The 22,073-nt window shown below is 42.5% G+C and carries 21 protein-coding genes; 20 read left to right on the top strand and 1 reads right to left on the bottom strand.

The genetic code is table 11. The annotated features are described in order from the left end of the window. Positions 1 to 30: 30 nt before the first annotated feature. A complete protein-coding gene (gene fliI, locus DQN48_RS05400) occupies positions 31 to 1,335 on the bottom strand; it encodes a flagellar protein export ATPase FliI (protein WP_013023354.1) in 1,305 nt (434 codons plus the stop codon). An 84-nt stretch (positions 1,336 to 1,419) separates the two neighbouring features. Between fliI and tig the strand changes: the two genes are divergently transcribed. From tig to secF, 20 genes are all read left to right on the top strand, one after another. Beyond that, positions 1,420 to 2,826 carry a trigger factor gene (gene tig / locus DQN48_RS05395; RefSeq protein WP_013023353.1) on the top strand — a complete coding sequence of 469 codons (1,407 nt, stop codon included), beginning with the start codon at positions 1,420 to 1,422 and terminating at the stop codon, positions 2,824 to 2,826. Then, complete coding sequence (clpP, locus tag DQN48_RS05390; RefSeq protein ID WP_013023352.1) at positions 2,826 to 3,413, top strand: ATP-dependent Clp endopeptidase proteolytic subunit ClpP; 588 nt, start codon at positions 2,826 to 2,828, stop codon at positions 3,411 to 3,413. Before tig ends, clpP begins: the two co-directional genes overlap by 1 nt. Positions 3,414 to 3,422: 9 nt before the next feature. After that, positions 3,423 to 4,508, top strand: coding sequence for a diguanylate cyclase domain-containing protein (locus DQN48_RS05385; RefSeq protein WP_013023351.1), 1,086 nt, complete (start codon positions 3,423 to 3,425; stop codon positions 4,506 to 4,508). Further along, on the top strand, positions 4,508 to 5,023 hold the full coding sequence (def, locus tag DQN48_RS05380) for a peptide deformylase (RefSeq protein ID WP_013023350.1): 516 nt from the start codon (positions 4,508 to 4,510) through the stop codon (positions 5,021 to 5,023). The genes DQN48_RS05385 and def overlap by 1 nt, the downstream gene beginning before the upstream one ends. Positions 5,024 to 5,032: 9 nt before the next feature. After that, positions 5,033 to 6,544, top strand: coding sequence for a YifB family Mg chelatase-like AAA ATPase (locus tag DQN48_RS05375; RefSeq protein WP_013023349.1), 1,512 nt, complete (start codon positions 5,033 to 5,035; stop codon positions 6,542 to 6,544). A gap of 50 nt (positions 6,545 to 6,594) precedes the next feature. Next, positions 6,595 to 7,548 (top strand): catalase family peroxidase, encoded by a 954-nt coding sequence (locus DQN48_RS05370; RefSeq protein WP_013023348.1) that lies wholly within the window; start codon positions 6,595 to 6,597, stop codon positions 7,546 to 7,548. Between the two features lie 429 nt (positions 7,549 to 7,977). Beyond that, positions 7,978 to 9,510: a 2-isopropylmalate synthase gene (locus tag DQN48_RS05365; protein WP_013023347.1), complete on the top strand. Its 1,533-nt coding sequence runs from the start codon at positions 7,978 to 7,980 to the stop codon at positions 9,508 to 9,510. Beyond that, positions 9,511 to 10,566 carry a 3-isopropylmalate dehydrogenase gene (gene leuB, locus DQN48_RS05360; RefSeq protein WP_013023346.1) on the top strand — a complete coding sequence of 352 codons (1,056 nt, stop codon included), beginning with the start codon at positions 9,511 to 9,513 and terminating at the stop codon, positions 10,564 to 10,566. Positions 10,567 to 10,774: 208 nt separating this feature from the next. Next, the gene (gene leuC, locus DQN48_RS05355) at positions 10,775 to 12,166 is read left to right on the top strand and encodes a 3-isopropylmalate dehydratase large subunit (protein ID WP_013023345.1); all 1,392 of its coding nucleotides are present in this window, start codon (positions 10,775 to 10,777) and stop codon (positions 12,164 to 12,166) included. Beyond that, entirely contained in the window at positions 12,153 to 12,734 is a 582-nt protein-coding gene (gene leuD, locus DQN48_RS05350; protein ID WP_013023344.1) for a 3-isopropylmalate dehydratase small subunit, read from the top strand. Before leuC ends, leuD begins: the two co-directional genes overlap by 14 nt. Before the next feature lie 213 nt (positions 12,735 to 12,947). Next, positions 12,948 to 13,625: a uroporphyrinogen-III synthase gene (locus DQN48_RS05345; protein ID WP_013023343.1), complete on the top strand. Its 678-nt coding sequence runs from the start codon at positions 12,948 to 12,950 to the stop codon at positions 13,623 to 13,625. Positions 13,626 to 14,062: 437 nt separating this feature from the next. Further along, positions 14,063 to 14,434 (top strand): fluoride efflux transporter CrcB, encoded by a 372-nt coding sequence (crcB, locus tag DQN48_RS05340; RefSeq protein WP_013023342.1) that lies wholly within the window; start codon positions 14,063 to 14,065, stop codon positions 14,432 to 14,434. A gap of 107 nt (positions 14,435 to 14,541) precedes the next feature. Then, entirely contained in the window at positions 14,542 to 15,378 is an 837-nt protein-coding gene (locus DQN48_RS05335; protein WP_013023341.1) for a peptidylprolyl isomerase, read from the top strand. An 8-nt stretch (positions 15,379 to 15,386) separates the two neighbouring features. After that, on the top strand, positions 15,387 to 16,310 hold the full coding sequence (locus DQN48_RS05330) for a class II fructose-bisphosphate aldolase (RefSeq protein WP_013023340.1): 924 nt from the start codon (positions 15,387 to 15,389) through the stop codon (positions 16,308 to 16,310). Positions 16,311 to 16,319: 9 nt separating this feature from the next. After that, positions 16,320 to 16,883 carry an elongation factor P gene (gene efp / locus DQN48_RS05325; RefSeq protein WP_013023339.1) on the top strand — a complete coding sequence of 188 codons (564 nt, stop codon included), beginning with the start codon at positions 16,320 to 16,322 and terminating at the stop codon, positions 16,881 to 16,883. Between the two features lie 585 nt (positions 16,884 to 17,468). Beyond that, on the top strand, positions 17,469 to 17,615 hold the full coding sequence (locus tag DQN48_RS07685; RefSeq protein WP_170118059.1) for a hypothetical protein: 147 nt from the start codon (positions 17,469 to 17,471) through the stop codon (positions 17,613 to 17,615). 250 nt (positions 17,616 to 17,865) lie between these two features. Beyond that, the gene (nhaA, locus tag DQN48_RS05320; RefSeq protein ID WP_013023338.1) at positions 17,866 to 19,170 is read left to right on the top strand and encodes a sodium/proton antiporter NhaA; all 1,305 of its coding nucleotides are present in this window, start codon (positions 17,866 to 17,868) and stop codon (positions 19,168 to 19,170) included. 55 nt (positions 19,171 to 19,225) lie between these two features. Next, on the top strand, positions 19,226 to 19,510 hold the full coding sequence (gene yajC, locus DQN48_RS05315) for a preprotein translocase subunit YajC (RefSeq protein ID WP_013023337.1): 285 nt from the start codon (positions 19,226 to 19,228) through the stop codon (positions 19,508 to 19,510). Continuing rightward, a complete protein-coding gene (gene secD / locus DQN48_RS05310) occupies positions 19,510 to 21,090 on the top strand; it encodes a protein translocase subunit SecD (protein ID WP_013023336.1) in 1,581 nt (526 codons plus the stop codon). The genes yajC and secD overlap by 1 nt, the downstream gene beginning before the upstream one ends. Position 21,091: 1 nt before the next feature. Continuing rightward, positions 21,092 to 22,063 carry a protein translocase subunit SecF gene (gene secF, locus DQN48_RS05305; protein WP_013023335.1) on the top strand — a complete coding sequence of 324 codons (972 nt, stop codon included), beginning with the start codon at positions 21,092 to 21,094 and terminating at the stop codon, positions 22,061 to 22,063. Positions 22,064 to 22,073 lie beyond the last annotated feature (10 nt).

Raw genomic sequence — 22,073 nt, 5'->3', positions numbered from 1 at the left:
CCCAGAATCCAGCCTACAAATTCTGGGTGTTTATTGCTGGATTTTGTAGAGTTCTTCTATGATCGCATCAAAATCAAAGAGCTGATCTTCTTCTTGAGTGATAAAATCCTCCATAAACTTTTTTTTCTCAATGGCCTCATCTAGATCGGGATCTGTGCCCTTTTGATAAGAACCAATGCGGATTAAAACCTCATTTTCTTTGAGTAGGGCATAGAGCTTGCGAAAATTCTTGGCTGCATTCCTGTGTTCTTTTGTGATGATGTCATTGCTCACTCTGGAGGCGGAATTGAGAATGTGGATGGGGGGATAGATCCCAAAATCTGTGAGCTCGCGACTAAGCACAATATGGCCATCTAGGATGCTGCGACTCTGATCGGCAATAGGATCGCTTAGATCATCTCCTTCCACCAATACAGTGAAAAATGCCGTGATTGACCCCCGACCTTCTTCCTTCCCAGCTCGCTCCATCAACTGCGGAAGCAATGCCAAAACCGAAGGAGGGTAACCCTTGCTAGTGGGTGGCTCACCAAGGGCTAGCCCGATCTCTCGCTGTGCCATGGCAAAACGTGTAACCGAATCCATGATGAACAAAACATCATGCCCTTGATTTTTGAAAAATTCTGCCACCGCCATAGCAGAAAATGCCCCATATTTGCGCATGAGTGCAGAGTCATCACTGGTTGCTACGACAATCACGGTGTTTTCTAGATTGTTATCTAGGTTTTTTTGGATGAATTCTGGCACCTCCCGCCCCCGTTCCCCAATGAGTGCCACGACCTTGATGGGGGCCTTGGAGCCTTTGACAATCATCCCCATCAATGTAGATTTTCCCACTCCAGATCCCGCAAAAATCCCAAGTTTTTGCCCCTTGCCGCAGGTGAGAAGGCCATCGATAGCCTTGATCCCCACAGAAAAAACCTCATCAATCACCCCGCGCCTCATGGCTTTGATGGGTTGGGAGATGATGGGGATGTGTGCACTTGTGGTAATAGGGCCTTTCTCATCGATAGGATTTCCTAAAGGGTCAATCACCCGTCCAAGCACATCCTTTCCAACGGGCAGCAAAAAGCCCTCCTTTTCGATAAAAACTTTGTCCCCTACTTTGTAACCTTCGATGAAAGAGAAGGGGGTGAAGCCAAAATTTTCGCTTTGACAGAGGGTGACCATCCCAAGCCCTGAACTTCCATCCTCTCGATGCACACAGACGATGTCCCCGATGCTGGGTGTGAGGCCTGAGGCATAGAGAATGGTGGGGGTGATTTTCTCGACCAATCCAAATTTTGGAGAGAGTTGTAGGGGGGCTTCTAGTTTTGCTTTGATGCTTTGCAAAGACATCGGTAAATTGCCTTCTTTTAGTTAGATTAAAGAATTTTTTGCTAAAATCCCGAAATTATACTTTATTTTTGCTGAAGGAAGGTTATGGAGTTAAGAACAAATAAGATCAATAGCGCCAACGTCATCGCAAGCGGCGTGATTACGCTTAAAGATTTGGAAGATAAAATTACAAAGATTGCGACAAGATTAAGCAAAACCATGAAGCTAGATGGTTTCCGAAAAGGCAAGGTGCCCCTCCAGCTTATCCGCTCCCGTTACCAAGATAGCATCAGGCAGGATGCGCAAAAAGATGCGATACAAGAGATGTTGCAGCATGCATTAAAAGATCTGCATCTTGATGCAAGACAGGTGCTGGGTGATCCTATGATGACCAAAATGGAGGAAAAAGATGGTGGCTTTGATGTGGAGATCAAGATTTCTCTCACTCCAGACATTCCTTTGGATTCTGTCCCTGCTTGCATCCCTGAAGTAAAAGTACCAAGGGTGACAGAAGAGGAAGTCAAAACAAGACTTGAAGAGATTGCCAAGAGAGAGGCCCCCCTCATTGATGCTCCCAAGGACAAGAGGCTAGAAAATGATGATGTCGCGGTATTTGATTTTGAGGGTTTTGTGGATGGCAAACCCTTTGAAGGTGGGAAGGCTGAGAATTTTGAGCTAATCATTGGGAGTGGGAGTTTTGTCCCTGGATTTGAGGATGCTATGCTAGGGATGCTTGCAGATGAGGCAAAAGAGATTTCCATAACCTTTCCTGCAGAATACCATGTTAAGCATCTTGCCAGTAAGGATGCGACCTTCAAGGTCAAGCTCCATGCCATCAAGGTAAAAGACAAGCCCCAAATCAATGACGACCTTGCAAAAAAACTACTTCCCCAAAATGCCACTGCGAGCTTGAGAGATCTAGATGCTGAAATCAAAAAGCAACTAGAGCTTGAGGCAAAAACAAAGGTTTACAATGAAGAATTGAAAGAAAAATTGGTGGAGAATTTTCTAGAAAAGATTCATTTTGATCTGCCGGATTTGGTCATCGAGCAAGAGATGGATTTACTTTTTAGAAATTCTTTGAGCAGCATCGCAGAAGAAGAGCTCAAGACCTTGCAGGAGAATCCAGAGAAGGCAAAGGAAAAAAGAGAGAGCTTTAGGGATGAGGCCAAAAACAGTGTGCAAGTGACATTCATCATCGATGCTCTGGCTAAGCAAAAAAATATCACTGTCCAGGATAATGAGGTTTTCCAGACTGTTTATTATGAGGCGATGATGATGGGTCAAAATCCCACCCAGATCATCGAGTATTACAAAAGTAATAATCTCCTTCCTGCGATCAAAATGGCTATGGTGGAAGATCGTGTACTACAGAATCTGCTAGATACCAAAGTGGAGTTTGTAGACAAGCTACCGCAAAAATCTGAGGACAAGGCAAAAGAGGGTGCATCAAAAAAAGAAAGCAAAAGAGCTGTAGGCAGAGTGAGAAGTCCCAAAAAGGGAGATCAGTAATGAATTACATCCCCTATGTGATCGAAAGAACTGGCAAGGGCGAGAGAAGCTATGACATCTACTCCAGATTACTAAAAGATCGCATTGTATTGCTTAGCGGAGAGATTAATGACATGGTGGCATCTTCCATTGTCGCCCAGCTCTTGTTTTTGGAAGCAGAGGATGCACAAAAAGACATCTATTTCTACATCAATTCCCCAGGTGGCGCAGTTACTAGTGCATTTAGCATCTATGATACGATGCATTATATTCGTCCCGATGTTGCTACCATCTGCGTTGGCCAGGCTGCGTCAGCTGGTGCATTATTGCTGAGCTCTGGGGCCAAGGGAAAGCGCTACTCCCTGCCAAATTCGCGTATCATGATCCACCAGCCCCTGGGCGGCGCACAGGGACAGGCCACAGATATCGAGATCCAGGCAAATGAGATTCTACGCCTTAAAAAGATTTTGAATGAAATCCTAGCATCAAACACAGGGCAGAGTCTCAAGAAAGTCTCACAAGATACAGAGAGGGATTTTTTTATGAGTGCTATGGAAGCGCAGAAATATGGCCTGGTGGACAAGGTTTTGGAAAAAAGCTTAAAATAAAGAAATACCATGCCAGAAGATAAAAGTAAAGACGAAAAATTAGATTTTAATAGCAATCCTTATTTTGAGGAAGTTGGAGCAGAGGGTGGAGGGCCTGAGGATGCTGATGGTGCCCTCAAAGAGTTTGAGAGGCAGCTTGTTGAGAAGGTGGAACGCATCTCAGAGGATGCTATAAAGGCGATAAAGAATGAATCCCTCCCGCCATTGCCTGCAAATTATCAGATGTATTTTGAGCGTTTGCTAGAAAAACAAGACCAAGATTCACGCCAAAAAATCCAGACCTTCATTGACTTGCAGTCCACGAGCGAGGATCGGATGGTATTTTTTGAGAAAACCGTAAAAGATGGTTTTAAGAATATCAAGCAGATTCTAAATTTTGTCTCCTTGCTTTATAAAAATTTGCAGGTGGCCCAAAACATCACAGAGAAATACGCTAAAGAACTCTCAAATATCGATAATAAGCTGGTTTTAAACAATCTCATCCAGCTTTTTTTGAAGGATCTAGAAGCGGTGAAGGAAAAGGCAGATAGGGATTTGAATCACCTGAAGGATGCATATCAAAATGCTGCAAAAATCGTCACTTCCATTAGTGAAAATAGTATCTATGATTCTCAATTTGAAGTCTATAATAAACGCTATTTTCTTGCCCTCATCGACAAAGAAAAAGAGCTCATTGAGGGATTCAAACATGAAAGCACCATGCTAACCCTCACGCTTTCTAAAGAAGTTTCTAGCCAGATTACCAGCAAGACCACCGTGCTGATTTTGCTAAAAAGCATCGCAAGGCTCCTGCTAAAAACCTCTCGCCGCAGCGATATTCTGGCTTATTTTAGCAACGGAATCTTTGCCATGGGGCTAAAGAATTCGGATCTCCAGAGTGCCAGGAAGGCCGCGGAGCGCTTGATTGAGGCAGCAAGGGCTACGAATGTTTTTTCTGATGGCAAGGATATTGTGCTGGATATTTGCATAGGGATTGCTAAAATCACCCCCAAAAAAACCACAGAAAACATCGTGCAATCCTCTCTGATGGCGCTCAATCTTGCCTTGGATGAAAAAATTGGCTTCAAGGTATATCCCCAGGATGAAGTGGAATAATGGCGGTTTTAGAAGTTCTCTCCTATCCCCATCCCCTGCTTCGCCAAAAATCCAAAGAAGTCCAGAATTTTGATGCTTCTTTGCATGCGTTTTTGGATGATATGTACGACACGATGCTGGAGAGAGAGGGCGTGGGGCTTGCTGCAGTACAGGTGGGAAGACTGCATAGGATTTTGCTTGTGAATATCCCGCGTCAAGAAGATGGCAAGCAATACAAAGAAGATTTGTTAGAGATTATCAATCCTGTCATTCTGCATCAAGAAGAGGAAATTTTTTGGAATGAGGGATGCCTCTCTGTGCCAGGATTTTATGAGGAAGTCAAGCGCTATGGAAGTATTACTCTTGGCTATCAAGATCGCTTTGGTGGGGAGCAAGTCCTCAGGGCTCAGGGGTTTTTGGCTGTGGCACTGCAGCATGAGATGGATCATTTGGAGGGGATTTTATTCATTGACAAGCTTTCTATTCTTAAGCGCAAAAAATTTGAAAAAGAGCTAAAAAAGCTCAAAAATTCCTAGTGGGCGCAGATGGTACACAAGATTTATTGCGCGACACGCTTTGGGCTTTATGCTAGTATTGTCGAGGTGGAGGCCTCTTTTACCCGCGCATTGCCTGCGTTTGTGATCTCAGGACTTGCGAGTAATGCCATCCAAGAATCCAAACAAAGGGTGCAATCTGCGCTAGTAGCTTGCGGTTTTAGCTTCCCTCCACTAAAAATCACTATTAATCTCTCACCATCCGACCTCCCCAAATATGGGAGCCATTTTGATTTGCCCATCGCGCTTTTGGTAGGCATGCAAAAGTGTCTAAAAGAGTTAGAAAATCGTTGGTTTGCTTTTGGTGAGCTTGGGCTTGATGGGATGCTTAAGCATAGTGATGTGCTTTTTGGTTTGGTGTTAGATGTGTTATTGCAAGAGCCAGATGCCTGCATGATCTTGCCTTATGAGAGCAGGGAATTTTTTTCTTTTGTGCCCAATCTGCGTTGCGTCTATGCCCATGATCTCAAAGAGGCTTTAGAGATTTTGCAAGCAGATGAAATCCCAGAGCAAAATCTACAAAATCTCAATTTTCCTTATTTTGAAGTGCTGGGGCAGAAATACTTCTATCCTAGGGAATTTGGCTTGGATTTTTCTGATGTGAAGGGGCAAAAAAATGCTAAGAGAGCGGCTTTGATTGCAGCTAGTGGATTTCATAATATTATTTTGGAAGGAAGTCCTGGCAGTGGCAAAAGTATGATAGCTAAGCGCATGCAGGGTATTTTACCACCTATGAGCTTAGAGGAGATCTTGCAAAATGCAAAGCTTAATACTTGGAATCATGAAAAAATAGAGCTCACTCCTTTACGAAATTTCAAATCCCCGCATCAAAGTGCCTCAAAGGCCAGTATCATCGGATCTGCATTGCAAAAAGATCCCAAGCCAGGCGAGATTGCATTGGCGCATTTAGGGGCGCTATTTTTTGATGAGTTGCCGCATTTTGAAAAGTCTGTGCTTGAGGCATTGCGTGAGCCTTTGGAGAATAATGTTTTGGCGCTTTCGCGCGTGCATTCCAAGGTGGAATATCCCACTTCATTTTTATTCATCGGGGCGCAAAATCCTTGTCCCTGTGGGAATTTGCTGAGCGTCTTTCATGAATGTCGCTGCAATGATAGTGAGATTGCCAAATACAAAAATCGCCTAAGCCAGCCCTTTTTGGATCGTATTGATTTGTTTGTGCAGATGGCAGAAAATGAGCAAAATGCAAAGAGTGATGTGGATTCAAAAACCATGCAAGAGCAGGTGTTTGTTGCATTTATTCAGCAAAAAGAGCGTGGTCAAAAAAGACTCAATGGCAAGATGAGTGACCAAGAGATCGAGGAATTTTGCCAGATGGATCAAGAAGCGCGTGATTTATTGATGCACGCAAAGGATCGCTTTGGGCTTTCTATGCGCGCACTTAATAAGACCAAAAAAGTCTCCCGTACCATCGCAGATCTTGCTAGAAGCAAGGTCATCCAAAAATCCCATGTTCTAGAGGCGATTAGTTATCGTAAAATCTAGCAGGGATTAAAATCAAAATGATTGCATGAATTTCGAATGAGGAGTAAAGAATGAAAAAAATTTCTTTGAGTGTATGTGCTGTATTGTTTTCTTGCATGGGATTTGCCCATGCCCATGATGTGAGCGCTGAAGGCATCGCAGATGCTTTCTATAAGCTTAATGGCAAAGATCCCAAAATGAAAATCAACCACACCAAGGGGTTTTGTACAAAGGGTGTGTTTCTCTCTAGTCAAGAAGCAAGGGATTCTTTAGATGTGCCATTGCTTAATCAAAAAGAGATTCCCGCATTTGTAAGATATTCTTTGGGAGGTGTGGAGATGGATGATAGAAGTAAGGGCAGGGGTATGGCGCTACAATTGGAGGGTAAGGGCGGCACTTGGACAATGGTAATGACAAATGCAGAGATTCTTTTTGCCAAGAATCCTGAAGAATTTATACAATTCCTTGCTATGAGGACTCCTAAAAATGGCAAGGTAGATGAGGAAAGAGTCAAAAAACTCTCTCAAGAAGTTGCTTCTTATAGAAGATTTGATGCTTATATGAAAAACGTAGGAATTACTCCAAGCGTGGCAAATACCCCTTATTACAGCGTGCATACTTTTATGTTCAAAGACAAAAAAACAGGGAAAATGCTGCCTGCGAAATGGAAATTTGTGCCTGTAGATGGTGTAAGGTATCTAAGCAATCAAGACCTAAAAGAAAAGAAATCTGATTATCTCCTTACTGCATTCCAAGAGCATGTTAAAACTAAGCCCATAGAATACAAGATGTATCTTGTATTTGCAAATAAGAATGATGCGATCAATGATACTACCGCACTTTGGAAGGGCAAGCATAGGGAGCTGTATGCAGGGACATTGAAGATTGAGCAATATGAGGGAATGGGCTGCAATAAAGATGTGTATTTTCCATCAGATCTCCCCACAGGTGTGCGACCTCCCAATGATCCTTTGTTCCAGATCCGAAATGAGGTCTATGGGATTACTTTTGGTAGGAGACAATAGGCATTGATTATCCTTGCGCTTCATCTTTGCGTGATTGTGCTAAAAATCGCGACTGATAAAATCGGGGTTACCCCCACCCCGCTTCATCTCCAAATACCAAAGCATTAAGAATGCAAGAAAAGCACCAAAAACTAAGCGATAAATCCCAAAATGTTAAGTTCTCCCATCATCTTTCCCAAAAAAAATCTTCCCAAAGCCTAAGCATTGACAATCTTTTAGAAAAAAGATAACCTCATCTTGTTTCCAAATCATTTTGACTCTATTTTGGAAAATTCAAAACTCGGTGATTGTAATGAAAAATAAATTTTTCTTATCTTTTTCTGTTTTTTATTTGTCACCACTACTGCAATTCTAGTTTTTCATTCTTTTGGTTTTTTATTTTTTATCAATTGTGTAATTCCAGGTACATAAGCGCATAAGGAGCATGTGATGAGAAAAATACAGTTTTTGGACACTACGTTACGTGATGGTGAGCAAACCCCAGGGGTGCATTTTAGCACGCAGGATAAGGTTCAGATTGCCCTGCAGCTTGAAAGGTGGGGTGTAGATGTGATTGAGGCAGGATTTCCCAGGGCTTCTAAGGGGGATTTTGAAGCAGTGCAGGCAATTGCAAAGCATGTCAAAAGGGCTTGTGTGGCAGCTTTAGCGCGTTGCAATAAGCAAGATATTGATGAGGCTTATGAGGCATTGGAGGCTGCTAAATTTAAGCAGATTCATATTTTCATCGCTACAAGTGATGTGCATTTGCGCCATAAACTAAAAATGACTCGCCAACAGGTTTTGGAAAAAATCAAAGAATTTGTAGGCTATGCTAGAGGACTTTTTGATATTGTGCAATTTTCCCCCGAAGATGCCTGTCGCACAGAGAGGGAGTTCTTGCTAGAATCTGTGCAAATGGCCATAGATTCAGGAGCAAGTGTGATTAATATCCCTGATACTGTGGGTTATATCACACCTCAGGAATATGGAGAGATTTTTGCATTTTTGCGCACAAACTGTAAGAGCCAAAGAGAGATTTTATACTCCTGTCATTGCCATAATGACCTAGGGATGGCGGGGGCCAATGCACTTGCTGCAGTTGAAAATGGTGCAGGTAGGGTGGAGGGCACAGTCAATGGGATTGGTGAACGTGCGGGAAATACTGCATTAGAAGAGGTGGCTGTGGCATTGCATATTCGAAGGGAGCATTATAGGGCGACAAGTAATATTGTCTTGGCATTGACAAAACAAACTAGCGATCTTGTCGCAAATCTTTCAGGCATCCCTGTGCCTAAAAATAAGGCTATAGTTGGAGGTAATGCTTATGCGCATCAATCAGGAATCCATCAAGATGGAGTGCTAAAAAATCCAGAAACCTATGAGATCATCACTCCGCAGCTCGTGGGAGTAGCAAACAATAGCCTGCCTCTTGGCAAACTCTCAGGCCGTCATGCATTTGCACAGAAGCTCAAGGCACTGGGGTATGATGAGGTTTTGGAAGAAGAAATGAATTCTCTTTTTTTGCGTTTTAAATCTCTTGCAGACAAAAAGAAGCAAGTAGAGGATTCTGATATTTTGGCGCTTTTATCAGATAACTATAAGGCGCAAGAAGATTTTGCAATCAAAAATATTCAATTGCAATATGTTTCTAGTGGCTATCAAAGTGCAGTGGTATCGCTAGAATATGATGGCGGTGTGCATGTGGAATCTAGCATCGGAGATGGCAGTGTGCAGGCGATTTATAAGGCCATTGATAAATTGCTACTTCAATCCCCAGAGCTTTTGAGTTATGAAATCAAATCTCTAAGCTCTGGGGAGGATTCTCAGGCACAAGTGTTTGTGAGCATTGCAGATAAAAATGGTAAGAGATTTAATGGTAGTGGTGTGGATTTTGATGTGTTGTATGCTAGTGCTAAGGCCTATGTGCAGGCATATAATTCTTGGAAAAAGGGAAGCAATGAAATAAAAATTCAAGGAGTGTAAATGCAAAAAATCGTCTGTTTGAAGGGGGATGGGATTGGTGGTGAAATCATGGATAGTATGCTGGAGGTATGGCATGCGCTCATGCCAGTAAAAGAGCATTTCGCGCTGCAATTTTGTGATTTTGGCGGGGTGGCAATCGATAAATATGGCACACCATTGCCAGATTCTACATTGGATGCTTGTTTGAATGCCAAGGCAGTAATGCTAGCTTGCATTGGCGCGCCAAAATATCAACATGCACAAAAAACCCCAGAGCAAGGATTGCTAGAGCTTAGAAAATCCCTGGGGCTTTATTGCAATCTGCGTCCTATTTGCGTGAGTGAGGCGCTGAAAAATCGCGCACCCCTTCGATCAGAAATCCTGCAGGGAAGTGATTTTGTGATTGTTCGTGAATTGATTTCAGGGATTTATTTTGGCACACCAAGGGTACTACAAGAAGATCATGCAATTGATACTTGTTCTTATCGGCGTGAAGAGATTGAGAGGATTTTGCGCTGTGCATTTGAGCTTGCTAGATCGCGCAGAAAACATGTTGTCTCCGTAGATAAGGCAAATGTGCTTGCCACTTCCAAGCTCTGGCGCCAGGTCGCAGAAGAGCTGCATGAAGAATTCAAAGACTGTGTGTTAGAGCATCAGTATGTAGATTCTATGGCGATGAAAATCTTGCTGCAGCCGCGGGATTATGATGTGATTGTAACAGAGAATTTGTTCGGAGATATTTTGAGCGATGAGGCCTCCGTGCTTTTGGGAAGTCTTGGAGTGTGTCCAAGTGTGAGCATGGGAGAGGGGGGAAGAAGTCTTTATGAACCCATACATGGATCTGCTCCTGATATCGCAGGCAAGGGGATTGCAAATCCTGTGGGCATGATTTTTTGTCTTGCTTTGATGCTAGAGTTTAGCTTTGGAGACAAGGTCCATGCCAATCGCATTAGAAATGCTGTGGAATCTTGCTTTGCTAATGGGATTTTTACTCCGGATTTGGGTGGAGAAACAAATACCAAGGAATTCACAGAGGCTGTGGTGGATTGTTTGAAAAGGGATGGCGCACAATCCTGATGGGATCTGCGAAATTTGACAAGGTCCATCCCAATGGATGGAATCAGCGCGATCAAGAAACTTGATGCGACTAGTGCGATTGGCGCAATAAATAGAATCGCAAAATTTCATAAGATCACGGGGAAATCCACAGGGTAAAATAAAGAAAAATAAAGAGGAATTTCAAAGAAAAATGATAAGGAAAAAATGATAAGGGAAGGGTATAGAGATGGAAAAAACTTTGTTAGATAAAATTTGGGATTCCCATGTCATTGCAGGGAAAGAGGATGAGGTGCAGTTGCTTTATGTAGATTTGCATTTGATTCATGAGGTGACTTCTCCCCAGGCATTTGAGGGTCTGCGCAATCAAAATCGAGTGGTGCATGCTCCACACAAAACTTTTGGCACGATGGATCATAATGTCCCTACAAAAGATATACATCATATCAAAGATGCAATTGCCAAAAAGCAAATGGATACCTTGCGTCAAAATTGCAAAGATTTTGGAATAGAGCTTTGGGATCATGGCAGCCAAGAGCAGGGGATCGTGCATGTCATAGGGCCAGAAAGCGGGCTTACTCAACCAGGGAAGATTATCGTATGTGGAGATTCTCACACAGCTACGCATGGAGCATTTGGAGCCATTGCTTTTGGTATAGGGACAAGTGAGGTAGAGCATGTCCTTGCTACCCAGAGCATCTGGCAAAAAAAACCCAAAAAAATGGGCATAGAGATTACCGGAAGGCTTCCAGCAGGCGTTTATGCTAAGGATATGATTTTGGCACTTATTGCGCGCTTTGGAGTGGATTTTGGCACAGGATATGGAGTAGAATTTTTTGGAGAAGGTATAGAGGCCTTAGAGATGGAAGAGCGCATGAGCATCTGCAATATGGCAATTGAAATGGGTGCAAAAATAGGAATGATTGCTCCGGATGAAAAAACCTTTGCTTATTTGCGAGAAAAACGCTTTGCTCCAAAGAATTTTGAAGATGCACTAAAGGATTGGAGATTGCTTTATAGCGATAGCGTGAGGGCATTTGATAAGCTTGTACATCTTGATGCAAGTATGCTTGAGCCAATGATTACTTGGGGGACAAATCCGCAAATGGCAGTGGGGATTTTGCAAAATTTCCCTCAAATCCGCACAAAAGAAGAGCAGAGCGCTTATGAATACATGGGATTAACACCCCAGCAAAGTGGCGAAGATATTCCCATAGAATATGTCTTCATTGGTTCTTGCACGAATGGGCGTTTGAGTGATCTCAAAGAGGCGGCAAAGATCCTAGAAAATCAGCATGTCAAAGAGGGTGTGCGTGCTATCATTGTCCCAGGGTCTAGAGAGGTCAAAAAAAGAGCGGAAGAATTAGGACTAGATAAGATTTTTTTAGAATCAGGTTGTGAATGGAGGGAGCCAGGGTGTTCGATGTGTTTGGGAATGAATGATGATAGGGTGCCAGAATTTGTGCATTGTGCCTCTACTTCCAATCGCAATTTCATCGGCAGACAAGGCAAAAATGCTCGCACCCATCTTTGCTCCCCGGCCATGGCAGCTGCTGCTGCAATCCATGGGAGATTTGTAGATGTTAGAGAATTATCAAGGAGGAGCAATGCAGAAATTTGAAATCCATAAAGGCAGGGCAGTGGCGCTTTGGTGTGATAATATCGATACTGATCAATTGATTCCAAAAACCTATCTGAAACGTATTGAAAAGAGTGGTTTTGGAGAGTTTTTGTTTGATGATTGGCGCTATAACAAAGACCGAAGTCTAAATAAAAATTTTGTACTCAATGCCCCAGAAAACCAAGGTGCGAGCATTTTGGTTACAGGAGAGAATTTTGGGTCAGGAAGCTCTAGGGAGCACGCAGTTTGGGCATTGATGGATTATGGATTTGCTGTTATTATTGCAGGAAGTTTTAGCGATATTTTTTATAATAATGCAATCAAAAACGCACTTTTACCCATTTCCCTTCCGCTTGAGGTGCGCAAGCATTTTGCAAAGGGTGAGGTGGAAGTGGATCTCAGAGACCAAGTGGTGAGAGCAGGGGATTTTCGTGTAAAATTTGAGATCGACCCCAAATGGAAGCAAAGATTGCTTTTGGGTCTGGATGAGATTGCGATAACCCTAAAACATCTCCCTGCTATAGAATCCTATGAGCAAAACATTCCAAAATATTGGCAAGATTACTAAGTCATGGTCGCTTGTGTATTGGAATGTTTGTGCGAGGATTTTTGAATAAGGTCAGGTGGCTTGCACTGGAAGCATGGATTTTTGAGAAAGGAAGGGATGGTTTTCAAGCAATTGCAAGAGGGCTAGGATTTTTGCCCATTGCATTGAGGCGCATTTTATGGGCGCATTTACAGTTGGGGACATGTTGCTATTTTGGTATTTTAGGGAGTATGGATGAGAAAGATTGTATTAGTAAGCTCCAAACCCCATGCGGATGTAGAAACATTGGTAGTCAATGAGATTGAGCATCTAGATATGCTGGATTCTCTAAGAGAGCTTAGGGGGGATTTTGATGCACTGGTGCTTACCTCCAAAAATGCAGCTCAATCTCTGCAGCAAAATATAAAGAAATATCCACAATTTGAGTATCTCAAAAAAATTCCCGCATATGCAATTGGAGAGTCAAGCGCGCAAACACTAGGCGAGCATGGGTTTTGTGTGGAATATGTGGGGAAGGATTCTCATGGCTCTGGTTTTGCAGATGAGATTATCCCTATGCTAAGGGGCAAAAAAGTGCTGTATTTTCGTGCCAAAAAAATTGTTTCCAAGCTTGATGAAAGGCTGCAGGCTGCTAGGATTATATTGAAGCAGATTGTTGCATATGAAAATAAGCGCAATAACACACACATACTGCCAAAGCCCAAGCCAAAAAGCATCTTAATTTTCACTGCGCCCAGTCATTATCTCTCCTTTGTGCAAAATTTTTCTTGGGATGGAAGCTATATTGCCATTGCCATTGGACTTACTACTTTTAGTGTATTTGATGAGGAAATTGAAGCATTTGTAAGCCCTAGGCAAGACATTCAAAGCTGCATTCATTTTGCCAAAGAGATTGCCCTGCGCCTACCTTGAAGCGCGTTTGTTGGGGGTGGCTTTGCTGTTATTATTGCGGGGTGTGTTAATTTTTTCTGGTGATTGTTGTCTGGGATTTGTGGGTTGAAGTAGGATATTAGAGCAGCGTGGGTGGTTTGTTTGGATGTGTGTGGCTTTGAGTGAGGTTGTGGTGGATCTTTGAGAACGCTTGAGATTTTAAAATTCCTTTAAGCATCAAGTTTGATCAAAGTCTGGTGATGCTATCTTCTATCTTTAGTGAGAATCTGCGACGAAAAACGGGGATGGGACTGGTAAAAACTTTGTTGCTTCTTTGGCTATATGTTTCAAAAATATACATTTCTGTGTAAACGCTCTCCTGCAACCAAGATGTGCCAAGAGTGCCCATCTCGCGCAACAAACCTTTGATTTAATTTTTTGCTATACAATGCGTGCCAAATTTTGAAAAAGGTGAGAGCATGCATTGGCTTTTTGTATTTTTGGGAGGAGGGCTTGGGAGCATGGGACGCTATAGTCTTGCTTTGCTATTTTCGCGTTTTCCAGGTTTTCCCTATGGGACGTTGGCTGCAAATACACTGGGTGGATTGATTATGGGGATCTGCGTGTATTTAATGGTGGAGCGTGGGTTGTTTGGGCAATGGAAATTATTTGTGATGGTTGGGGCGCTGGGTGGATTTACGACCTTTTCTTCATTTGGTTCAGATACGTTCTTGCTGGTGAAGCAAGCAGCCTATCAAAAGGCCATCATTTACGTATTGCTCACCAATTTTGCGGTGCTTTCCTGTGTGTTTGGTGGTTATTTTTTAGCCAAAAAAATTCTCTTTGACTAAACTTTGGCCAAAAAGACCCTCTTTCATGTTGGGCTCTAGCATGATTTAAATTTTTGTTGTAGAATAAGGCGTTCATTCTCAAAAAAATTCATTTATGGAGTAAAAAAATGGTTTACGATAAGATTATTAGCGCAATTGCCGCGAGCATCCTCTTTACGGGAATTTCCTATGCAAAAGATTTAGCAAGTGTTGATGATCAGATAATCACAGAAAAAGATTTTGATGTCTTGAAGCAACAAGCGCCCGATTTTGACTTCAATAAGTTGACCACAGAGCAAAAAAATGGGCTCATTAATCAAAAAGTCAATGAAATTTTGATTGAAAAAGCGGCAAAAAAAGAGAAGCTTGATCAAACAAGAGAGTACCAAGAGGCATTGGAAAACATAAAAAAGCAGTTACTCTTGCAAGCTTGGCAGCATAATGTCGCAGAACAAGCAAAAAAAACCGTCATTCCTGAGGCAGAGGTTAAGAAATTCTATGATGACAATCCAAAGCAATTCATCCAGCAAGAGGGACATGCAAGACATATTCTGGTAAAAACCAAAGAAGAGGCTGAGAAAATTATCGCAGAGCTCAACAAAGCTCCAAAGTCAAGAGTTGAGCAAAAGTTCATCGAATTGGCCAACAAATACACCACTGATCCAAACGCAAAAAAAGCACAAAACGGAGGGGATCTGGGAACATTCCAAAGAAATCAAATGGTGCCTGAATTTGGCGATGCAGTATTTGCGCTTTCTCCTAATACCTATACAAAAACACCTGTAAAAACACAATATGGTTATCATGTCGTTTATTTGATCAAAAAAGGAAGCCCTAAAACCATCTCTTTTGCCGAAGCAAAACCAACAATTGAGAATATGTTTAAGGAGAGAAAATTCCAAGAAATGGCTCAGGATAAGATTCAGCATTTGAGAAGTAATGCAAAAATTACAATTAATCATTAAGGGATAAAATGCTAGTTCAAGGAAATGAAATTCTACAAAAAGCACACAAGGAGTTTTATGGAGTGGGGGCTTTCAATTTTGTGAATTTTGAAATGTTGCAGGCAATTTTTGCAGCTGCAAATGAGGCAAGCTCTCCGATTATCATTCAGGCAAGTGAGGGTGCTATCAAATACATGGGCATTGATATTGTCGTATCAATGGCTCAAACTATGGCAAAGCGCTATCCTCATATTCCTGCGGCGCTACACTTGGATCATGGCACAAGCTTTGAGTCATGTAAAAGAGCCATTGAGGCAGGTTTCACTTCTGTGATGATTGATGCCTCCCATCATTGTTTTGAGGAAAATCTAAAGCTGACCAAAGAAGTGGTGGATTTTGCACATGGACATGGCGTGAGCGTGGAGGCAGAGTTGGGGAGATTGATGGGAATTGAGGATAATATTTCTGTAGATGAGAAAGATGCTGTGTTGGTAAACCCACAAGAAGCTGAGATTTTTGTCAAAGAAACTCATGTGGATTATTTGGCTCCTGCAATTGGTACAAGTCATGGTGCTTTTAAATTTAAAGGCGAGCCAAAACTGGATTTTGAAAGATTGCAAGAGGTGAAAAGGCTTACAAATATTCCTTTGGTGTTGCATGGTGCAAGCGCCATCCCCGATGATGTGCGTGAAGCGTTTTTGCAAACAGGAGGAGACCTGAAGGGGAGCAAGGGGGTGCCGTTCGCATTTTTACAAGAATCCATAAAGGGTGGGATCAATAAGGTCAATACGGATACGGATTTACGTATTGCTTTTATTGCAGCCGTGCGAAAAATGGCAAATGATGATCCCACACAGTTTGATTTGAGAAAGTTTTTTACCCCTGGTATGGAAGCTATGAAGAAGGTAATGGTCGAGCGCATGCGCCTTCTTGGTTCAAGTGACAAGATCTAAGGAGAAGGCATGGCAATTGGTATGAGTGAATTAAAGAAGGGTTTAAAGATTGAGATTGATGGTGTTCCTTATAGGATCGTGGAATATCAACATGTAAAGCCTGGTAAGGGTGCAGCGTTTGTGCGGGCAAAGATTAAATCTTTTTTTGATGGCAGGGTGATTGAAAAAACCTTTCATGCTGGAGATAAATGCGAAGAACCAAACCTAGTGGAAAGGACAATGCAATATCTCTATCATGATGGTGAGGCGTTTCAATTTATGGACACGGAGACTTATGAGCAGTTGGCGCTCAGTGATGATCAAGTAGGAGATGTAGCTAAATGGATGCTTGATGGTATGAATGTGCAGGTTCTCTTTCATAATGGCAAGGCGATTTCTGTAGATGTTCCACAAATTGTCCAGCTCAAGATCATTGAGACTGCCCCAAATTTCAAGGGTGATACTTCCAGCGGTGGCAAAAAGCCCGCAACCTTGGAGACTGGCGTGGTCGTGCAGATCCCCTTCCATGTTCTAGAGGGTGAAGTAATCCGCGTAAACACCGAAACCCACGAATATGTAGAAAGGGTGAAATAACATCCCCTTTAGGCTGCCTTTTGGCAGTCTTTTCTTAAATATTTCAAATCTCTTAGTATTCAAGAATCCGTTGCAAAAGTCTCTCGATATTTTTTGGTTAGACTAGTTGTAGAAGCGTAGTTCTTGGCAAGTTTTCCTTGATTTTATCTAGCGTTTTTTATTTATTCCCAACATTTTTGGTTGGTAACACATATGTGTGGTGTTTCCCTGAAATTCATCCCATAAGCGCGGCATTTATCAAAAAAATATTTTATCTAGCTCTATCCTATAAGCTCGATGTTTCCCCATTGCAAAAGTGAAAATCTCTTAGCATTTTTGTCTAGAGAGTATCACGTAGCATCAAGCCTTTTTAGCCTTTCTAGCCAGTTTCATCTTCCTTGGTAGCGCTGCTTTTTTCAAGGTTCACCCTAGATTTCTAGGGTTTACTCCAAGCACTTGGAGTAGATGCTCCAACCAGCATCGACGCCAAGATTTTGCCGCTTTTTAATAATCAATAAGTGCTTTTGATATGTTTTAGCATGTAGGCAATTGGGCGTGAATTTTCCTTCATTCCTGCGCTTTTGTGGCAATATGCTCTAAGCTTTGTTGCAAGGTGTCAAAAAGTTTGCTTTGATACTGGGATTTTGGCAGGAATTGCTCTTGTTTGGCTATAATCTAGAAGTTTGTATTTTGCAAGCAAATCGCAGAATTTTCATAACTACTGAGATTTTGGATCTGCTAGGGCTGGCTTAGAGCCCAAGAGGGTCGTGAAGTATTGGGGGTAGGGCATTGGGGATCAAAGTCAAAATGCGCTCAAACAACATGACAATAAGCCTAAAAAACTAAAGATATCTCGGATGCAGTGGAGTTTAGCCCAGGTCAAGGAATCGCTCTTTAAGAAGGTTAAATAAGATTCAGGGACCATCAAAATGCGCCCCAAATCAAAAAGTCTAGAGTCTTGCAGGATGTTTAGGCATGCAAATCCCATTACTAAGGAAGAAGAATGAGGCAACAACTCTTTTTAGAAAGACTTTTTTTGCGTTTTGTTAAAAGCGAATCCTTTAGTGGAATTTGTCTCTTTATTAGCATGCTGCTCGCATTCATTGCTGCTAACTCTGGTTTTTCTGATTGGTATTTTAAGCTCTGGCATACAGAATTTGGCTTTAGCTTTGGTGGGCATTTTCTAGGCTTTGAGTTGTATCATTGGATTAATGATGTGTTGATGTCATTTTTCTTTTTGATGGTGGGGCTAGAGATTAAGAGAGAATTTTTGATTGGGGAGCTCTCTGGCTTGCAAAAAGCCATTTTCCCTGTTGTGGCTGCTCTTGGGGGGATGGTGATCCCTGGGATGATTTATTATGGTCTCAATCTAGGGACGGAGTCTTCTCGTGGCTTTGGGATTCCCATGGCTACAGACATCGCCTTTGCTCTGGGGGTTATCTTGCTGCTAGGTAAGCGTGTACCCTTTTCGCTCAAGGTGTTTTTGGTGACCTTGGCAGTGGTGGATGATTTGGGTGCCATTATTGTCATTGCACTCTTTTACACCACGCAGATTTATTGGAATTATTTGTTTTTTGCTGCTCTTGTGATCGTGGTCTTAATCTTTTTCAACAAAATTGGGATCAAAAACCTCATCCCCTATTTGCTACTTGGGGTTTTGTTATGGTATTTGGTGCATCATAGTGGGATCCATGCGACAATTTCTGCGGTTGTATTGGCATTTTGCATCCCGTTGCAACCCAGACTCAAGCAAGCAGCAGTCTTGAAATCTTTCAAAGAAAGCATCTCTAAGCTCAATCAAGCGGTGCAGGAAAAAATCGATGGCTTAGAGCATAAAGAAATCCAGTCTCTCTACAAAAAATCCTCGCATTTCCAAAGTCCGCTAGAGCGATTAGAGCATATGCTTCACCCATTGAGTGCGTATTTTATCATGCCGCTTTTTGCCTTTGCAAATGCGGGTGTGAGGGTTACTAGTGAGATTAATTTGCAAATTGATCATATTTTTTTGGGCATTTTGCTGGGATTATTCATCGGCAAGCCCTTGGGGATTTTTCTCATTACTTTTCTCTGTGACAAAATTGGGATTGCAAAAAAGCCAGAAGCAGTGGGTTGGATGCATATTTTTGGTGCAGGGACACTCGCGGGGATTGGCTTCACGATGTCGATTTTTGTCTCAAATCTCGCCTTTTCTCATCCAGCATCCGCAGAAGTGGCAAAGGTGGCCATTTTATCCTCATCTTTTTTGTCTGCAGTAGCAGGTTCTCTTCTTCTGCTTTTGTTTGATAGATTCGCAAATAAGGCAAAATGATAAATTAAGCAAAAATTGCTATGATTGCATTATTTTTTTATTTTAAGGAGAAATTATGGAAAATGTACAAGGAATCTTGAGCTCTTTATTGCCTTTTGTTGTACTGATTTTGATTTTTTATTTTTTCATTATTCGCCCGCAGAGAAATCAGCAAAAAAAGCATAAGCAGATGATCGAAGAGCTAAAAAAGGGGGACAAAATCGTCACTAATGGCGGTTTTATCTGCGAGGTGCTCAAACCAGAAGAGGGGTTTTTTAGCGTGAAACTCAATGATGAAACCATAGCAAGGGTTTCTAAAGATTTTATTGCCTATAAAGTGGAAGAGCAACCAGCGCAATAATGAAGCAAATATTCAACACTCGCCTTATTATTTTCCTCCTTGCTGCACTCTTTGGCATTTGCCTCTCCATCCCCTCTCTCTTCCAGACCCATGGCCCAAAAATCAGCCTGGGATTGGATTTGCAAGGAGGATTGAATCTCTTATTAGGCGTTAAGACCCAAGAGGCCATTAAGGCGCGCTATGCTTCCTTGGCCTCTTTGATTCGTTTTGATGTGAAGCAAAGGCAGATTTTATTAGAGAAATTGCATCCCAAAGAGGATCAAGTGAGTTTTGAGCTTATTGATTCTGAAGATGCCAAAGTTATCGATGCGATTTTGGCAAAAATAAATGGCATTCAGGTGCAAAAACAGGGGGATTTTTATACCATTACCTTCACTCCTCAAGAAATCGAAGAGATCAAGAAAAATGCTATCTCTCAGGCCATTGCCACCATCCGCAATCGTCTGGATCAATTTGGATTGTCTGAGCCAAGTGTCACTCAGCAGGGCAGGGATAATATTTTGGTGGAGCTTCCTGGGATTAAGAGCGTGGAGGAAGAGAATCGCGTGAGGGATTTGATCGCAAAGTCCGCGCATTTGCAAATGATGGCAGTGGATGAGGATCATAATCTTAGGGTGGATTCCATGAGTGAGTTAGAGGCTCAGAAATATGGGGATGTGATTTTGCCTTTTTCTGTAGAAAATGGCCATCCTGGAGGCAAGGTTTTGCTCAAGGCTATTCCGATTTTGGATGGAGATAGGCTCACAGATGCTCGCGTAGCCTATGATGAATCCCATCAGCCTGTGGTGAGTTTTACGCTGGATTCTCAAGGAGCGAAGGTTTTTGGGGATTTTTCTGGTGCAAATATTGGCAAGCGTATGGCAATCGTGCTAGATGGGAAGGTGTATTCTGCTCCTGTGATTCGTCAGCGTATTGGTGGCGGCAGTGGGCAGATTAGTGGGGGATTTAGCGTAGAGCAGGCAAGCGATTTGGCAATCACTCTGCGCAGCGGCAGCCTGCCCGCTCCCCTAGAGGTGCTAGAGAAGCGCAGTGTGGGTCCAAGTCTTGGGAAGGATAGCATTAGAGCTTCCATGATTGCCCTAATAAGTGGTTTTGCACTGGTTGTGGGGTTCATGATTGTTTATTACTCCATGGCGGGGGTGATTGCCACTTGTGCTTTGGTGGTAAATATCTTTTTAATTATTTCTGTGATGGCAATTTTTGGCGCGACTTTGACGCTTCCTGGGATGGCTGGGATCGTGCTTACTGTGGGTGTGGCAGTGGATGCAAATATCATCATCAATGAGCGTATCAGAGAGGCTCTGCGTGCTGGAGAGAGTGCGGCGCGCGCGGTGCACATTGGCTATGTCAATGCTTCAAGAGCTATCTTTGATTCCAATATCACCTCCCTCATTGCCTCTGTATTGCTCTATGCTTATGGTACAGGTGCAATCAAGGGATTTGCGCTTACCACAGGGATTGGGATTCTAGCCTCCATCATCACAGCCATTGTGGGGACACAGGGGTTTTATCAAGCCATCTTGCCAAAGATTGCCAATACAAAGTCATTGTATTTTTGGTTTGGCATTACAAGGAAATAAAATGGAGTTTTTTAAAAAAGTCAGAATTTTTGATTTTGTCGCCTATTCTACTTACGGCTTGATTTTTTCGACTTTGGTGATTTTGGGTGCACTGGCATTAATTTTTTTCAAGGGTTTTGTCCCAGGAATTGATTTTGCTGGCGGGAGTACTGCACAGATCCGCTATGACAAACCCGCTCCCATTAGTCAGATCCGAGAGAGGCTAGATAGAGCAGAGGGATTTAGGGGTTCGCAGGTGAGTGAATATGGCTCTAAGTTTGAGGTGCAGATAAAGATTCCCTACACTGAGACATTGCTGGGCAAAAATCTCAATACCATGCTTGTGGAAGTCCTCAAAGACACGGGGAATTTTGAGCTCAGAAAGCTTGATACCGTGGGGCCAAAGGTGGGAAATGAACTCAAGCAAAAGGGGATTTTATCCCTAATTTTGGCAGCCATTGCCATGATGCTCTATGTGAGTTTTCGCTATGAATGGCGCTTTGCACTGGCAAGCATCCTAGCTTTGTTGCATGATGTGATTATCACTGCTGCTTCGGTGATTGTCTTTCATATTGATCTCAATCTTGAAGTGGTCGCTGCGCTTTTGACTCTGCTTGGCTATTCCATTAATGACACGATTATCGTCTTTGATAGGATTAGGGAGAGGATGCTAGTAGATAAGAGCAATGACATTCAAGAAGTGATTAATGAGGCTATCTCCCACACGCTCTCTAGGACTCTGCTTACTTCATTGACGGTGTTTTTTGTGCTTTTGACACTCTATCTCTTTGGTGGGGAAAATATTATAGGATTTTCTTTGCCCATGCTTGTGGGTGTGGTTTTTGGGACCTATAGCTCGATGTTTTTGGCTCCAAAGCTTACGATTTTGCTGGGATTTGATATTGAGGAATATCACAGAAAAGAGGCAAGAAAGATAAAAAGACAAGAAGAAAAAAGGCGCTTGAGAGAAATGTATGAAAATGGGCGCGTCTAAAAGGAGTGAA

The organism is Helicobacter mustelae (assembly GCF_900476215.1).
Classification (GTDB): Bacteria; Campylobacterota; Campylobacteria; order Campylobacterales; family Helicobacteraceae; genus Helicobacter_H; species Helicobacter_H mustelae.
The sequence above is the reverse complement of the archived record's forward strand: the minus strand, read 5'-3'. Positions and strand labels throughout refer to the sequence as shown.

Excerpts from the sequence above, each read along its gene's own strand:
- DQN48_RS05335 (WP_013023341.1), top strand. The coding sequence starts at position 14,542 with ATGGTTTACGATAAGATTATTAGCGCAATTGCCGCGAGCATCCTCTTT.
- DQN48_RS05385 (WP_013023351.1), top strand. The coding sequence starts at position 3,423 with ATGCCAGAAGATAAAAGTAAAGACGAAAAATTAGATTTTAATAGCAAT.
- def (WP_013023350.1), top strand. The coding sequence starts at position 4,508 with ATGGCGGTTTTAGAAGTTCTCTCCTATCCCCATCCCCTGCTTCGCCAA.
- DQN48_RS05370 (WP_013023348.1), top strand. The coding sequence starts at position 6,595 with ATGAAAAAAATTTCTTTGAGTGTATGTGCTGTATTGTTTTCTTGCATG.
- DQN48_RS05330 (WP_013023340.1), top strand. The coding sequence starts at position 15,387 with ATGCTAGTTCAAGGAAATGAAATTCTACAAAAAGCACACAAGGAGTTT.
- DQN48_RS05345 (WP_013023343.1), top strand. The coding sequence starts at position 12,948 with ATGAGAAAGATTGTATTAGTAAGCTCCAAACCCCATGCGGATGTAGAA.
- yajC (WP_013023337.1), top strand. The coding sequence starts at position 19,226 with ATGGAAAATGTACAAGGAATCTTGAGCTCTTTATTGCCTTTTGTTGTA.
- leuC (WP_013023345.1), top strand. The coding sequence starts at position 10,775 with ATGGAAAAAACTTTGTTAGATAAAATTTGGGATTCCCATGTCATTGCA.
- leuB (WP_013023346.1), top strand. The coding sequence starts at position 9,511 with ATGCAAAAAATCGTCTGTTTGAAGGGGGATGGGATTGGTGGTGAAATC.
- tig (WP_013023353.1), top strand. The coding sequence starts at position 1,420 with ATGGAGTTAAGAACAAATAAGATCAATAGCGCCAACGTCATCGCAAGC.
- nhaA (WP_013023338.1), top strand. The coding sequence starts at position 17,866 with ATGAGGCAACAACTCTTTTTAGAAAGACTTTTTTTGCGTTTTGTTAAA.
- secF (WP_013023335.1), top strand. The coding sequence starts at position 21,092 with ATGGAGTTTTTTAAAAAAGTCAGAATTTTTGATTTTGTCGCCTATTCT.
- efp (WP_013023339.1), top strand. The coding sequence starts at position 16,320 with ATGGCAATTGGTATGAGTGAATTAAAGAAGGGTTTAAAGATTGAGATT.
- crcB (WP_013023342.1), top strand. The coding sequence starts at position 14,063 with ATGCATTGGCTTTTTGTATTTTTGGGAGGAGGGCTTGGGAGCATGGGA.
- fliI (WP_013023354.1), bottom strand. The coding sequence starts at position 1,335 with ATGTCTTTGCAAAGCATCAAAGCAAAACTAGAAGCCCCCCTACAACTC.
- secD (WP_013023336.1), top strand. The coding sequence starts at position 19,510 with ATGAAGCAAATATTCAACACTCGCCTTATTATTTTCCTCCTTGCTGCA.
- DQN48_RS05365 (WP_013023347.1), top strand. The coding sequence starts at position 7,978 with ATGAGAAAAATACAGTTTTTGGACACTACGTTACGTGATGGTGAGCAA.
- clpP (WP_013023352.1), top strand. The coding sequence starts at position 2,826 with ATGAATTACATCCCCTATGTGATCGAAAGAACTGGCAAGGGCGAGAGA.
- leuD (WP_013023344.1), top strand. The coding sequence starts at position 12,153 with ATGCAGAAATTTGAAATCCATAAAGGCAGGGCAGTGGCGCTTTGGTGT.
- DQN48_RS05375 (WP_013023349.1), top strand. The coding sequence starts at position 5,033 with ATGGTACACAAGATTTATTGCGCGACACGCTTTGGGCTTTATGCTAGT.